Raw genomic sequence first — 13,650 nt, forward strand, 5'->3', positions numbered from 1 at the left:
CCGGGCGTAGGGGCTGCTAGGCTCCGGGGACGGAACCCGGCGGCAGGAAATTGACATCCCGGAGTGCCGAGAGGCGGACAACTTCCTCGGGATCGGTCAGGTCATGCAACTCGTCAAAGAGGGTGGAGAGCTGTCCTGCGGGGCTGACCCAGAAGAGCGACTTTGCCGGTGTTTCATGCTTGTTGTAGTACGCGTGGGGAAGCCCCATGGGCAGGCGCACGGTGTCGCCCGGCCCCGCGGTTGTCCACTCGCCATCGAGGTAGAGCGTGTAGATGCCTTCCATGATGTAGATGTGTTCGTCCTGGGCGGGGTGCACGTGCGGTGGAACGCCGGTGCCCGCTGGATCCAGGGACAGCCACGCAAAGCTTGAAGAGCTTTCCACCTTGGAGAGGTAGGTGTGCCCGAGCACGTTCCACGTCTTGTTTCCCATGGCTTCGCTGGCCAGGGTGATGCCCTTGGGCAAATCACCGAGGATAATTTCCTGTCCCTGCTGGATTTCCATCATGTCTCCTTGCTGTGGGTTCCATTGATGGCCCCAGCCTGCCAGAAGACCCGCCGGGCCTGCAATAGGAATTGCGATCGTAAATTTCACTGCATATGGTTTGGGTCGTGCTTGAAGACGAGCGTCGCCGCAAGGCCAAGTCGCCGGCCGGCCACAAGATGTTTCCGAAAGCGCGCGTACCCGACAAGCCCGGTTCAATCGGAGGGATTGCTATCGAGCGGTGTTGCTCATGGTGAAGGTCCGTGCAACGGAGGCGGAGAACCGCTCGGAGGCAAACGCCCGCGATGCCAGGGCATCGCGCAAGGGAATGAAGGACGGGCCGAGCGGCCGTCCCAGGACCATGTTGATCCGGGCCTGACGGGCGGCCGTTCGTGCGGCAGCCATGCGGCGCGACGAGAACCGGTCAAGGATCCCGTTGAATTGTTCGCCGGGCAGCCGGCCGTTGACGGCCAACGCAAGCAAGGGCGCCAGTTCTTCGGCATCAAGCAATCCAAGCGTCATGCCTTGACCTCCGATGGGGCTGATCTCATGGGCGGCATCGCCGATGAGTACGATCCGACCATGGTTCATCCGGTCCACCAGGTAACTGGACGTGCGGAAGCGGCTATGCATTGAGTTGCTCGCGGGATCCAGTCGATGGCCGGTGCGCCGAGCCACGAGGACGGCGAGATCGCCGCGATCCTCTTTCCCCACCCGGGCCACCCATCTGCGTACACCGCCGGGCAGCGGAAACGACTCAACGATTCCCTCGGGGTGCAGGAAAAGCGCGGCGACCGGACCAAATCCCGTGGAGTCGAAATAGTCGCCCATGACGTAGTGGTCGGGATGGGTTTGTCCGGTACGCCGGATCCCCGCGGCTTCCCTGAGCGGTGAGTGGCTTCCGTCGGCGCCGATGAGAATTCGGCATTCAAGTTCCCGCGATTCTCCGTCCGCGCTGCAAGCCCAAACTCGATGGTGATCGGGACGGGAAGTGAAGCGCTGAAACTCCACGCCGCCCATGAGGGCCTCGCCGTCAACTTCGCACAACCGGTCCCTTAGCCTCTGAACCGTCCGGTCCTGGGGCAGGGACAGCACAAATGGATGGAGAACCGGCAGAGACGAAAAATCAAGTTCCGCAATCACCCGCCGCCGGGACATCCCCACGCCACGGGATATCCGGATGCCCTGCTCCACCAGGTCCTGGCCGACGCCGAGCCGGTCAAGTACCGCGAGGCCCGGTGGATGGATGCCGATGGCACGCGAATGCCCGCCGACCTGGTTGCGGGCCTCAAGCACCCGGACAGCGAAGCCCGACCTCAGCAGCATCAACGCAAGTGCGAGCCCGCTCGGCCCGCCCCCGACAATGAGCACGTCGATCAAGGCAGCGCCGCCGGTGCATGCCAGACGGCCAGATTCCGGTACAAGCCGGGTGAATACACGTGCCATTCCGGGCGCACCACGCGCGAAAGCTCGTCCGCGGTGAAGCTGCGGCGGATCGAGGTGAGGCCGTCGCGGCGAATGTACGAGGACCGGTCCAACGGCAAGGTGGCCAGGCCGAAGAAAACCAGGGCGGAGCGCCTGCGGCGGATATCGCTGTGTATGGCCAGGGTGCGCGCGAGTCGTTCGGTGTCGGCGAACACCCCCGCCAACTCCACCGGGCCCAGATGATGGAGCACGTGGTTGGAGACCACTACGTCGAATCGTTCCCCCCTGCTCACCAACTCGGAGCTGGCGGCCCTACGGAATTCCAGGAGGGTCGGGTCGATTCCCGCCTTGGCTGCGGAGCGAACGGCATAGTCGTGGGCGCGTGCATCCGGGTCGATGCCCACGACCCTCACGTCAAACCCGTCGGCCGTGGCCCAGCGAAACAAGTTCCGGGTAATGTCCCCGCCGCCGCAGCCGATGTCCAGGATGGTGCCGGTGCGGTTGCGCGGAAGCGCCGGCCGGATCAGCGCCACATACACCTGCCGCCACCCGGAGACGAACCTGTTCACCAGGGGGAATTGGGCATAGGTCCGTTCCAACAGCAGCGGGTCGCAATCCGGCCTGTCCATCTCCTCAACCGCATTGATGGCCCTTTGCACGGCAGCGGCTCAGCCCGCTCTTCCCGGCAGCAGGGTCATCAACGAAGTCTCCACCGTCAGCCCCGGCCCGAAAGCCATGGAACACACGCGCTCGCCGGCCGGGGCCACACGTGGCAGGTTTTCCTCCATGATGTCCTTGAGCACGAACATCACGGTGGAACTGGACATGTTGCCATAGTCGTTGAGCACCCTGCGCGCCGGCATCAGCTGCTCCTCGCTGAGCTCCAGGCGTTTTTGCACCCGGTCCAGGATCGCCCGGCCGCCGGGATGGATTCCCCAGTGCGGAATGTTGGCATAGGTCGTATCCAAGGATCCATCCCGGGCAAGCAACGGGGCCAGCGCTCCGACAATATGATCGTCGATGATGTGGGGAACGTAGGTGCCCAGGACCATTTCGAATCCCTCATCCCCGATGTTCCAGGCCATTGCCTCTTCGCCGACGGGGGTGAGGACGGTTTCAAAGTGGTCCAGTTGCATTCCCGGCCCATGGTGGTCGCGTGCCGTGACGATGGCGGCTGCGGCCCCGTCGGCAAAGAGCGCGGAACCCATGATGGTGTCAGGATCATTCGAACTACGTACATGCAGGGAACAGAGCTCGGCGCACACCACCAGCACCACGGCGTTCGGGTCTGCGTCGCAGAAGCTCTTGGCAGCACGCAATGCGGGGAACGCCGCATAGCAGCCCATGAAACCAAGGTGGTATCGCTGGGTGGAAGGGCTCAGGCCCAGGGCCCTGACCAGTTGGTAGTCGGGCCCCGGATTGTAGAAACCAGTGCAGGAAACGGTGATGACATGCGATACGTCGGCGGAAGTGAGATCCGGGCATGCACCAAGCGCCTTCTGTGCCGCTTCGATGTAGAGCCCCGGCGCGATCGAGGCAAAAAGCTCGTTGCGAACCTTGGTGCTGGGACTGAGCAAAAGCCCCGAATCGGCGTCGAAGAAGTCCGGGTTTTTGGCCACGGATTCGGTGGTGAATTCCTTGACCGCCGTGTGCCTTGTGGAAATCTGGGCCGAATCGAAGGACGTGGCGATCAACCGCTGTCCCAGCCGGGTCAAGCCGGGCTGGGAGGCAAAGACGTCGCGTGCCTTGTCCTGATACAGGATCGTGGGGGGTACTGCTGTTTGGATGGTTCTCATCATCACCGACATGTCCCAGAGCCTATGTCTGCTCAGGTCGGAGGTAAAGAGCCATTGCCTGAACACCGGACGAAGAACACGCATGGCAAGCTTGCTGTCCGGGAAGGTCTAGCGCCGTCAAAGGGGCAAGCGTATCGTTCGTTTTGGGAGACCAACAGCGGTCAACAGCTATCCCAGCCAGATGGAGAGCAGGCATGTCATGCCGGACAAGTCACCACATAAACACGAACACAAGAAACCACACGGCAAAACCATCAAGGAGCGGCGGGCCGAAAAGCGCTCGAAGAACGCTCCCGAGGCCGACACCGAACAGGTAACCCACATCAACAAGAAGCATTGAACCCGTTGAGGGGAGAAACTGCAAAAAGAAAGTGGAGAAGAGAATACTCTTCTCCACTTTTCTGTGTGTACTGGCAGTGCGATCCCGGTGCCGCTGGATGCTTTCGGTAAAACCTGGCGCTACGAAAAGATTTTTTGAATTCTTCCAATCCGTGTTGCGCACCGCGCCGAATGCTTCATGACAGCCCGCACCGCATGGTCGGGAAGGCGCGGCGGCCTAGAACTGCCGCATGGCAAGGAGAATGACATGAAGCGCATGAACAGCAAGTTTGCTGCAGCACTCGGATTGATCGCAGTTGCCACGGTAGGGCTGACCGCTTGCTCGTCGGGCACGGGGAGCACCACCACCGAGTCCATGGCACCTTCGGCCCCGATGGCCACCTCCAGCGCACCGGCAATGCCTAGCGGCTCCGCGATGGCCACTGAATCGGCAATGGATCCGGCAGCCAACTTGGTTGGTTCCGCCTGCGCAGCATATGCCAAGGCAGTTCCCAGCGGCGATGGATCGGTGGCTGGAATGGCCAAGGATCCGGTGGCCGTGGCGGCCTCCAACAACCCGCTGCTCAAGACCCTGACGGCCGCAGTCTCGGGCAAGCTGAATCCCAAGGTCGACCTTGTCGACACGCTCAATGGTGGAGAGTTCACCGTTTTTGCCCCGGTTGATGAAGCCTTTGCCGCCATCCCGGAAAAGGACCTCAGCGCGGTGGTTGCCGATGCCGCAACCCTCAGCAGCATCCTGACCTACCACGTGGTCGCCGGCCAGATCGCACCGAGCGACATCGACGGGACTCACAAGACCGTCGAAGGCCAGGACGTGAAGGTCACCGGCAGCGGTGACGACATCATGGTCAATGAAGCCAAGGTGATTTGCGGTGGCGTTCAGACCGCCAATGCAACCGTCTACCTCATCGACACGGTGCTGATGCCGCCGGCAAAGAAGTAACTGCCTCGGTCGCCATCGCGACGCATTGGCCATCCAGGGGGTTGGCGTTCGACGAGCCAGGCTCGCCAAACGCCGGCCCCCTGAATCGGATCTCCGCCAATCTCTTGGGGATGTACAGATATGACTTTTCTAGTCGCAGCACCACTGCCGAAAGTGGGTGGGGTTCGGAATGCGTGAGACGCTTGAACACATGAGCTCACATCGACTTGGTGAAGCGGAACAGGTTTCAGTTCCCACACCCGAAGACTTGATGCTCCAGATCGCCACGGGCAATGAGAACGCTTTCGAAGAGCTCTATGACCGCTTGTCTTCCCAGGTCTTTGGTCTCATTCGACGCATTTTGAAGGATGAGGCGCAAAGCGAAGAAGTGACGCAAGAGGTATTCGTGGAGGCCTGGCAGCAAGCAACCCGTTTCGACGCGGCCAGAGGGAAAGCGATTACATGGCTGTTGACCTTGGCGCACCGCAGAGCCGTTGACAGGGTTAGGGCAAGCCAGGCCAGCAAGGATCGTGACCTTCGCGAAGGCATCAAGGAATTCCAGGAAAGCTATGATGACGTTGAAGAAACGGCCATCCAACACGACGAAAGTCGTCGCGTCCTCCAAGCCCTTGAACGGCTCAGTGAAACACAGCGCGACGCCATCCAGCTGGCGTATTTCGGCGGCTACACACATATAGAAGTGGCCGAATTACTCAAGATCCCGGTGGGGACCGCAAAAACGCGAATACGCGATGGCATGAACAGACTTCGAGACCTGATGGGGGTGGCGTGATGGAAGAGCACAAGAACGAGCTGACCGGCAGCTTTGCCCTAAACGCACTTGGCGATTCGGAGCGCGACGAAGTACTTCAGCAGGCAGAGGCATCCGAAGCCGTCCGCGACGAAATCGATGCCCTGCAGGAAACCGCTGCACTCCTTGGGCTCTCTGCTGAACCCGTGGAACCTCCGGCCAGGGTCAAGGCAAACATCATGGCCGCCATCCGCAACACCCCTCAGCTTCCGCCCGTTCAAACGGAAGCGGGAGAGCCGGCCGAGCCTGTCGCGGAAACGCCGCCCGCCGAACCGGCTGCCGAAGGTGCACCGGGGAACCCCCCATCCCAAAGCCACGAGCCAACGGCAACGGCACCCGCAGCGGGCAAAACGAGCCAGCGAATGTTCGCGTTGGCGGCCGGTGTCCTGTTGATCGCCTCCGGTGTCCTGACAGGGGTGGTGGTGAACCAAAATGCGCAGCAGGAACGGCTCGAGCAGCAGCTTTCCGCCTTGAACGACAAGCAGGCCGAATTGACCAAGATCCTGACGGCCACTGACGTGAAGTCCAAGACCCAGCGGATGGATGACGGAGCCCGGGTTACCCTGGCGTACTCGGCCGCCGAAGGGATGATGGCGGTGACCACGGAGGGCCTGCCGACGTTGCCCAGCGACAAGGGATATGAACTGTGGCTGATCTCGGATACCGGAGCGGTATCCGCGGGCATGGTCGATGGAACGAATACCGACGGAATGGTCATGGTTTCCGGCCCGATGGAGGGTGTCACGCACTTCGGCATCACCGTGGAACCTGCCACCGGCTCACCGGCTCCAACGACCGAACCGATCATGGTCCAAGCTCTCTGAGTTCCGGCACAGAATTTGTGGCCGCCTACCAATCCGGTGGTGGTAGCGTTCCGAATACGAAGTGATTGGTGCTCCCTGGATATGCCGGTGGAGACAAAACACAACGTACGGGGCAGGTGCACTCATGAATGAGAGAACGGCAAGCAGACTGCGTGACCTGGGAGCCTTCGGGCTCGCGGGTTTCGCGTCGGCGGCGGTGCTTTTTTCGGTGGCTCAGTTGGCTTCGGCCTTCTTCGCCACCTCTTCGGCACCGCTGGTGGCGATGGGGGCGGTCTTCATTGACCTGACTCCGCCGTGGCTCAAGGACTTCGCCATCGCCACCTTTGGCACCAACGACAAATTGGCGCTTTTCGTTTCGATGGGCGTGATCGCCGCTGTCGCGTCCGTGATCGTTGGGTTGATTGCCAAGCGCAGTTTCGCCATCGCATCGGGATGCATCGTGGTTCTGGCGATGGCCATCGGCGGCGCAGTGCTTTCCCGCCCGGACACCGGTCTGGCCGACCTGACTCCGATCATCCTGGGAACCGTGGCTTCGCTGATCGTGCTGCGCTGGTTGACGCGATTGGCAGCCGCGGCCTGGGCCCACCGCCCGGACGGCGACTCGGGAGCCGTGTCCGGCGCCTCGCGCAGGAACTTCCTGCTCGGAACCGCACTTGCCTTGGTCGGTTCGGCGGTTGCCGCGGGGATCGGAAAGTCCTTGGCCACGGCCAGAAACGTGGCCGATGCCGCGCGCGCGGCGCTGGGCTTGCCCCCTGCCAAGGTGCTGGCGAAGCCCCTGCCGGGAGGTGTGCAGATCGATCTGGCCGGCATGCCGCCATTCGTGACGCCGAACAAGGATTTCTACCGCATCGATACGGCGCTGTCGGTTCCCCGCCTCAACCCGGCCGACTGGTCCCTGCGTGTCCACGGGATGGTCGAGCACGAATTCACGCTCAGCTTTGAGGAACTGCTCAAGGAAGACCTGGTCGAAAGCTACCTCACACTGACCTGCGTATCGAACCCGGTGGGCGGACCGCTGATCGGCAACGCCAAGTGGTTGGGGTATCCGCTTCGGTTGATTTTGGAGCGGGCCGTCCCCAAGGCCGGTGCCGACATGGTGCTTTCAACCTCAATCGACGGGTTCAGCGCGTCCACGCCGCTGGAGGTGCTCACCGACGCCCGGATGGCCCTGCTGGCGATCGGCATGAATGACGAGCCACTACCCCTGGAGCACGGGTTCCCTGTCCGCATGGTCGTCCCGGGCCTCTACGGATACGTTTCGGCCACCAAATGGGTCGTCGATCTCGAAGTGACACGGTTCCAAGACAAGGTCGCCTACTGGACCACTCGCGGATGGTCGGATCATGGCCCCATCAAGTTGTCTTCGCGGGTGGACGTTCCGCGTTCCTTTGCCAAGGTCCCGGCGGGCAATGTGGTCATGGGCGGAACAGCCTGGGCCCAGACCCGCGGGATTTCCGGGGTGCAGGTCCAGATCGACGACGGCGCGTGGGTTGACGCCGAGCTGGGTGCCGAGGCATCCCTTGATACCTGGCGGCAGTGGCGCTACGTCTGGGACGGCGGGACCTCGGGAAACCACACTGTCAGCGTTCGGGCGATCGACGGCCATGGCGTGGTGCAAAGCAGTGAGAAGGCCAATCCGGCACCCAACGGCGCCAGCGGGTGGCAACGGATCCAATTCTCCGTGCAGTAGCAACCAGCCCGGGGCGGGGTCGCTCAGGTGTACATCAACGAGCCGGGCGTGGTCAGCCGTTCACCCGTTTCCAGCCAGGTTTTCATGCCGGAGAGGATCATCGGCCAGCCGCCGTATAGCTCACCGTGTGCGCCTGCCTTCAACCGATCGTGGGTCACAGTCAGCAGGCACGTGTCCTCGAACTGGGTGATTTCGTAGGAGATGCGGCTTTCGCCCTCGGCCTGCACGGCCTCGCTCCACAGCGCAGTCATCGTCACGACCAACTTTTGGTTTGGCTCGGCTTCAACAACGGTGCCCTCGCCCAGCGGTCCCGCCGCGTTGGGGTTGGTCGTGGTGAATGCGGAACCCGGCACCCAGTCGGTGATGTAGGAATTTCCGAAGTAGTAGATGGAGGTTTGCTCCGGATCGGTCATGGCCGCCCAGAGCTTCTCGGGCGTGGTCTTGATGTAGTACTCATAGATTTTTTCCATCTCCAAAGGCTAAACCCGGATTGTGCCCATACGCCCAAATTGGGCAACAATTCTTTGCGAACGGGAGGTTTCGTCGTCTTACCAAGAACGCATTCGGCCTGTGGATTCGATGAAAGCGTGGGCGGCAACCGGGTTCGCGGCGGTACTTGATGCGGCCCCCATGCGGTGCATGCCGCTATCACTGCCAGCGCCAGCAATCCTTTGGGGTGAACGCCGTGCCACAAGAGCGGAACAACGGTAGATTGGCACCCGCACCTGGCTACGTGCCGTTGGCGATTCGGCGTTGGAAAGATGCTGCAGGATCCGCCGTGCCCGTGACCCGTGTCGACCTCGGATTCGCCAAGGTACATGTGGGCCGTGGTGGCGAACTGACGATAGCCGTTGCGGTGCCCGAGTAGTTCATACTGCTTTGGGCGCAACAGGTCTAAGCTTAAAATACGCCTCCGGAGAATCCGGCGGATACCCAAGAAATTGAAGTCAACATGGCACGAAACGGCAACGAATCTTCTCGTTGGTCATATTGAAGTGACAGCATCTCGAGTAGGCTCCCATCCCCATGAACGCAGGGCGGGAGCCCCCGATCCCGTTGTCCGCGCCGAATCCATGAGCGCAACCTCGGATTCGGCAGTACAACTCCGACGAAATCGGCCCCAAGTATTTTTCCAGCCAAAAAGTACGGGGCACGACATCGCATCCCAAAAATCTTGAGCCCAAAATTTCGGGGCACCTGTTGCACCAACGGGTGAAACCAAGGAGCACACCATGAACGAGACCAAGGGTCCTCGGTCCAATGAAGCCGAAGCGGACGTCGCAAGTGAATCGGCAGGAAAACCCAAGTCCGCAGCGCGCAACGTGGATGACTTGCCGGATGGATCGGGCAACGATTCAATCAAACATCGCCACGGGGACTCGGAAGAGGACCGGTACGATGCCGGGTGATCAACGGACTGTCATGTGACTCTGAGGGACGGGCCGCAGTTCCGTGGTTCTGTCGACGCACCATGTGCCAACCGGATGGACTTCGCGAGTTGTAACTGCTGCGAAACCTGGCCAGCTCGTAGCGTGCGCCGCTGCAATAAAATACCCCTAGCAAGCCCCGGGGGATAGGCGTAGCGTCGGAGATGGTTGGCCAGCAAAATGCCGGGCCAGCGAACCTCAAATATGAAATCTGGTGTCAACGAACAACTTCCGGGTGAGCGCTGGTGCGGAAGCAACCGAGCGGCGGCTTCACCGAGCAGCGGCTGATTGAACCCACGAATTCTCGTGACATTTCCGCTACGCATCGGGGAATCGCAATCGACTCCGACTCAGCGTCGTGGCGCGGATTATTGTGGTTATCGGAGGCAACTCATGGGAATTTGCGACGTTTGCGGAAATGAATACGACAAGACGTTCATCATCACCCGTGGAACACAACAGCATGTGTTCGATTCATTCGAATGCGCAATTCACCTCATGGCGCCACGGTGCGCACGTTGCGGATGCGCCATCATTGGCCATGGGACCCAGTCGGCCGCGGGCCAATTCTGTTGCGCATCGTGTGCGCGGCAGGCCGGAGAATTCAGACTAGTGGACAGAAAGGAATGATCTGTCATGACACAAAATCCTCAAATCCCGGAACCCCGGGAAGAACCAACGCCTGAGCTGCGGGTGCCGCCCAAGCATCGCTCCAATGGATTGCTCATTGGAGGATCCTTCGTGGCTGCCCTCTTCCTGATCTTTATCATCACCAGCAACTCCACAATGGACGGGGCGATCAATCCGCTGTGGATCGGCTTCATTGTCGGAATCCTGGTTGCCGGACTCGGTGTTTTCCGCATCATACGCGGACCCTCGGCCTTCGGGCTCGGGGATGTCGAGCACAAGCACCCAGAGCCATAGCTGGCGGCAGGAAAAGATCGGGGTCGCTTCCTCAAAACGAGGAGGCGGCCCCGAGGTCGTTCAAGCTGTGAAAAGTGCTTGTTCCAAAGTGTCACAGCGATGGTGCAGGAAGTGCGCAGAATAGGCTGTGGGGAGTATCGAGAAAAGGAAACCCCCACATGAGACGCACTTTGGCCTACCTTCTGCGCGTTGGTGGAAGCATTGCGATCGTTGCCGCCATAGTGGCGCAGCTGCAGCATACAATCCGAAACGAAATGTCCGGCAAGGGCGAGGTGAGTTTCGTCGTACAGAACTTCTTTTCGTTCTTCACGATTGAAGCCAATGTCTTAGCCGCCGCGGCCCTTTTTGTGGGTATCTTTACGCTTTCTTCCCGCGGCGCGGAAGCCCGCGGACTGACGATGTTCCGTGCCGCGGCCACCACCTATATGGCCACCACCGGCATCGTGTACAACTTGCTCTTGCGCGGAGTCGAACTGCCGCAGGGCACCACGGTGGGTTGGTCCAATGAAATTCTGCATGTCGTTGCGCCGGTCATCATGGTGCTTGATTGGCTCATTGCCCCGGGCAAGCGTCCGCTGAATTCCAAGACGCTGTGGGGCATTGTGACCTTTCCGATTCTCTGGGCAGGCTACACCTTGGTCCGGGGGGCGTTGGTGCTTGACCCCCGGACCGGGGATCCTTGGTACCCCTACCCCTTCTTGAACCCTCATACGAGCCCAAACGGGTACTGGTCGGTTGCCTTCTACGTAGTTCTTATCGGTGTGCTCATTGGCGTGGTGGGGGCGGGCATCTTGCGCCTGACCCGGGTGAAGCGCCGGGCCTAGTTGCGTGCTACCGTCCATATTCGGATACCCTTAGGGGTATTCAGGCAATGGGCCTGGGGGATGGGATGGCGAAGCTTTGGTTCGTGAGCGTGTGATCTGGGTATCGGTTGCCTTGGTGCTGGCGTCGATGGCAGCTTCCCTTTGGGAGCAGGCGATGGTCGCCGCGCTTGGCGCCGGGATTCTCTCGCTCTATGCGCTGGTTGCTGCGATCCGCGGGCGCTGCCTCGGAGGCGTCTGTGCGATGCCCGCGGGGTTCGCGGAGGGTGGCGATTGTCCGGCGGAGGATTAGGGCTTGGAGCTGTATGCGATGGGCGGGAATGAATGGCGCCCCCCTTGCGTTTTATATGCAAACGCATTCAATCCTCGAGAGGAATTTCCCAGATCATGAACCAGTCAATTGTTGTCGTTTCCGGCGGCCTCGGTACCCCGTCAACCTCGGGCTTGCTCGGGCGGCAACTTGCCGAATCGGCTGCCAGTGAGCTGGCATCCATGGGTTTCCAGGCCGAAGTCACCGTCCTCGAGCTCCGCGACTACGCCACCGACATCACCAACAACCTACTCACGGGCTACGCCCCGCCGCGACTCCAAGAAGCGATTGATTCTGTCGTTACGGCCGGTGCACTTGTCATGGTTTCTCCCGTTTTCACGGCCTCGGTCTCGGGACTGTTCAAGTCCTTCATTGACGTGCTCGACCCGAAGTCGCTGGAGGAAAAGCCTGTCATCCTGGCTGCCACAGGCGGAAGCCCCCGCCACAATTTGGTCATCGACTATGCCATGCGGCCCATCTTCAGCTACCTGCGCGCCAAAATCATGCCCACCAGCGTTTTTGCCTCGCCGGAAGACTGGGGCGCGGACCAGGGGCCTGGTGCCTTGGCCGATCGTGAACGGCTTGCCGGGCGCGAACTGGCGTTGGCAATGACCCATGGAGGTGGGTTGCCCGTGGTTCAGGATTTGGGCGACACCCGCTCGATTGCCCCAAACGTCAGCGACACGGCGAACCCCCGAGACGCCATGAGCTCGTTGCCGTTTGAACAGCTGCTGGCAAACATCCAAGCCACCTAACCGATCACCGCGTCGCATCTGGACGAGCACCAGAGCCGGCTTACGCTGGACGGGGAGGCTCGGCCGTTGGACCACGGCGGTATCGAGGCCATGGCCCGGGCTGCAGTGGCAACTTCCTGATGGCCGCGCACACCAACAGCACCCAGCCGAGCACCCCGGCGAGGCAGACCCGCTCGGCGAGCCCCAGCAGATCCGGCCCAATCGCGGCGGTTAATCCCAGCGACGCGAGCCCGACGGCAGTAATGGCCGCGAGAGTGAATGCCGCCGGGTAGGCCGTTGCCAGCTCCGTGCTGGAACGCATCCATCGGGTCAGCGTGAGAATGCCGGCCAGCGCGGCCAGGAATCCCAAGCCGGCCACGTAGAGATGCACGATGCCCACCATCGTCGCTGCCGGTATGCCGGGACCTTCAGCAACATCGGTCGGGAAAAATGCCAGGATCGCCGAGCACAGGCCCCCGGCGGCCATCAGGACCGCTCCGGTCCGCCGGAGCCCGGTGACCGGACCGACCCGGTTGATGGCGGCGATGGCACACAGGGTGGTGACGGCCCGGCCGAGAAAGTTCAGGTTCATGATCCACCCGAACGGGCCTACTGCCAGGTTGCTTTCAGCGTCGCTGACCACGCTGTAATGTGGTGGCAGGAATTGGAGCACGACGTCGACAAGGACGTAGATGGCGACACCGGCCATGGCTGCGGTGGCAAACCGTCGTCGGGCATTGTCCGGGGTCTGCGGCATCATGGCTTTAGCTTTCCATATCGGCGTCCCGTCCGGCGCGCGGCGCCGATACTGGACGCCTCACAATTAGTTGATTGCACATCAACGATGACTCGGATGCGATGACTGAAACCTCAGCCATCATTGCGAAGGCAGGCATATCCTCGGTTCAAGAACCGCTTCCGTATAGGCCTGCAGATTTACAACAGCCGTCATGACGGTTTGGTGGGTTTGCGGACTTAGTTCGATTCGCCATGAAAATCGTGGCGGGGATGGGCAGAGCTGCCATTTTGGGGCCGGCGATCCTTGTATCGGTGGGGAAGACGTTGCGTCGAGTTCGAATTTCCAGGCGCATATCCGGTACCGATGGCCCCCGTCCGCACAGATCAGCAGCCTCTGCGCCCTTGGTA

The 13,650-nt window shown here is 61.2% G+C and carries 16 protein-coding genes; 9 read left to right on the top strand and 7 right to left on the bottom strand.

Annotation, left to right across the window (positions count from 1 at the left end; all coding sequences use genetic code 11):
• Positions 1–16: 16 nt before the first annotated feature.
• The 5 genes from JOF47_RS01345 to JOF47_RS01365 all read right to left on the bottom strand — a co-directional run bounded on the left by JOF47_RS01345 (position 17) and on the right by JOF47_RS01365 (position 4,204).
• On the bottom strand, positions 17–505 hold the full coding sequence (locus tag JOF47_RS01345) for a cupin domain-containing protein (protein WP_245356204.1): 489 nt from the start codon (positions 503–505) through the stop codon (positions 17–19).
• Between the two features lie 207 nt (positions 506–712).
• Entirely contained in the window at positions 713–1,927 is a 1,215-nt protein-coding gene (locus JOF47_RS01350) for an FAD-dependent oxidoreductase (protein WP_209995471.1), read from the bottom strand.
• Positions 1,858–2,535 (bottom strand): methyltransferase domain-containing protein, encoded by a 678-nt coding sequence (locus JOF47_RS01355; protein ID WP_245356205.1) that lies wholly within the window; start codon positions 2,533–2,535, stop codon positions 1,858–1,860. The genes JOF47_RS01350 and JOF47_RS01355 overlap by 70 nt, the downstream gene beginning before the upstream one ends.
• 39 nt (positions 2,536–2,574) lie before the next feature.
• On the bottom strand, positions 2,575–3,714 hold the full coding sequence (locus tag JOF47_RS01360; protein ID WP_209995473.1) for a type III polyketide synthase: 1,140 nt from the start codon (positions 3,712–3,714) through the stop codon (positions 2,575–2,577).
• 199 nt (positions 3,715–3,913) lie between these two features.
• A complete protein-coding gene (locus JOF47_RS01365; protein WP_209995474.1) occupies positions 3,914–4,204 on the bottom strand; it encodes a hypothetical protein in 291 nt (96 codons plus the stop codon).
• Between the two features lie 84 nt (positions 4,205–4,288).
• Between JOF47_RS01365 and JOF47_RS01370 the strand changes: the two genes are divergently transcribed.
• From JOF47_RS01370 to JOF47_RS01385, 4 genes are all read left to right on the top strand, one after another.
• Complete coding sequence (locus JOF47_RS01370) at positions 4,289–4,984, top strand: fasciclin domain-containing protein (protein ID WP_209995475.1); 696 nt, start codon at positions 4,289–4,291, stop codon at positions 4,982–4,984.
• 190 nt (positions 4,985–5,174) lie between these two features.
• Positions 5,175–5,756, top strand: a complete 582-nt coding sequence (sigK, locus tag JOF47_RS01375) for an ECF RNA polymerase sigma factor SigK (RefSeq protein ID WP_209995476.1) — start codon at positions 5,175–5,177, stop codon at positions 5,754–5,756.
• Positions 5,756–6,598: an anti-sigma factor gene (locus tag JOF47_RS01380; RefSeq protein ID WP_210001298.1), complete on the top strand. Its 843-nt coding sequence runs from the start codon at positions 5,756–5,758 to the stop codon at positions 6,596–6,598. The genes sigK and JOF47_RS01380 overlap by 1 nt, the downstream gene beginning before the upstream one ends.
• Before the next feature lie 124 nt (positions 6,599–6,722).
• Positions 6,723–8,288 (top strand): molybdopterin-dependent oxidoreductase, encoded by a 1,566-nt coding sequence (locus JOF47_RS01385; protein WP_209995479.1) that lies wholly within the window; start codon positions 6,723–6,725, stop codon positions 8,286–8,288.
• A gap of 23 nt (positions 8,289–8,311) precedes the next feature.
• On the opposite strand, the gene JOF47_RS01390 is transcribed toward JOF47_RS01385, so the two are convergent.
• Positions 8,312–8,758 (bottom strand): SRPBCC family protein, encoded by a 447-nt coding sequence (locus JOF47_RS01390; RefSeq protein WP_209995480.1) that lies wholly within the window; start codon positions 8,756–8,758, stop codon positions 8,312–8,314.
• A 762-nt stretch (positions 8,759–9,520) separates the two neighbouring features.
• On the opposite strand from JOF47_RS01390, the gene JOF47_RS01395 reads away from it, so the two are divergent.
• From JOF47_RS01395 to JOF47_RS01415, 5 genes are all read left to right on the top strand, one after another.
• Positions 9,521–9,697 carry a hypothetical protein gene (locus JOF47_RS01395; RefSeq protein WP_209995481.1) on the top strand — a complete coding sequence of 59 codons (177 nt, stop codon included), beginning with the start codon at positions 9,521–9,523 and terminating at the stop codon, positions 9,695–9,697.
• Positions 9,698–10,351: 654 nt separating this feature from the next.
• Complete coding sequence (locus tag JOF47_RS01400) at positions 10,352–10,639, top strand: hypothetical protein (RefSeq protein WP_209995482.1); 288 nt, start codon at positions 10,352–10,354, stop codon at positions 10,637–10,639.
• A 170-nt stretch (positions 10,640–10,809) separates the two neighbouring features.
• A complete protein-coding gene (locus tag JOF47_RS01405) occupies positions 10,810–11,463 on the top strand; it encodes a Pr6Pr family membrane protein (protein ID WP_245356206.1) in 654 nt (217 codons plus the stop codon).
• Between the two features lie 127 nt (positions 11,464–11,590).
• Positions 11,591–11,752 carry a hypothetical protein gene (locus JOF47_RS01410; protein ID WP_209995484.1) on the top strand — a complete coding sequence of 54 codons (162 nt, stop codon included), beginning with the start codon at positions 11,591–11,593 and terminating at the stop codon, positions 11,750–11,752.
• Between the two features lie 95 nt (positions 11,753–11,847).
• Complete coding sequence (locus tag JOF47_RS01415; RefSeq protein WP_209995485.1) at positions 11,848–12,525, top strand: CE1759 family FMN reductase; 678 nt, start codon at positions 11,848–11,850, stop codon at positions 12,523–12,525.
• Positions 12,526–12,565: 40 nt separating this feature from the next.
• Here the strand turns inward: JOF47_RS01415 and JOF47_RS01420 are convergent, their stop codons facing one another.
• Entirely contained in the window at positions 12,566–13,264 is a 699-nt protein-coding gene (locus JOF47_RS01420) for a DUF998 domain-containing protein (RefSeq protein ID WP_209995486.1), read from the bottom strand.
• Positions 13,265–13,650: the final 386 nt, after the last annotated feature.

The organism is Paeniglutamicibacter kerguelensis, from assembly GCF_017876535.1.
Classification (GTDB): Bacteria; Actinomycetota; Actinomycetes; order Actinomycetales; family Micrococcaceae; genus Paeniglutamicibacter; species Paeniglutamicibacter kerguelensis.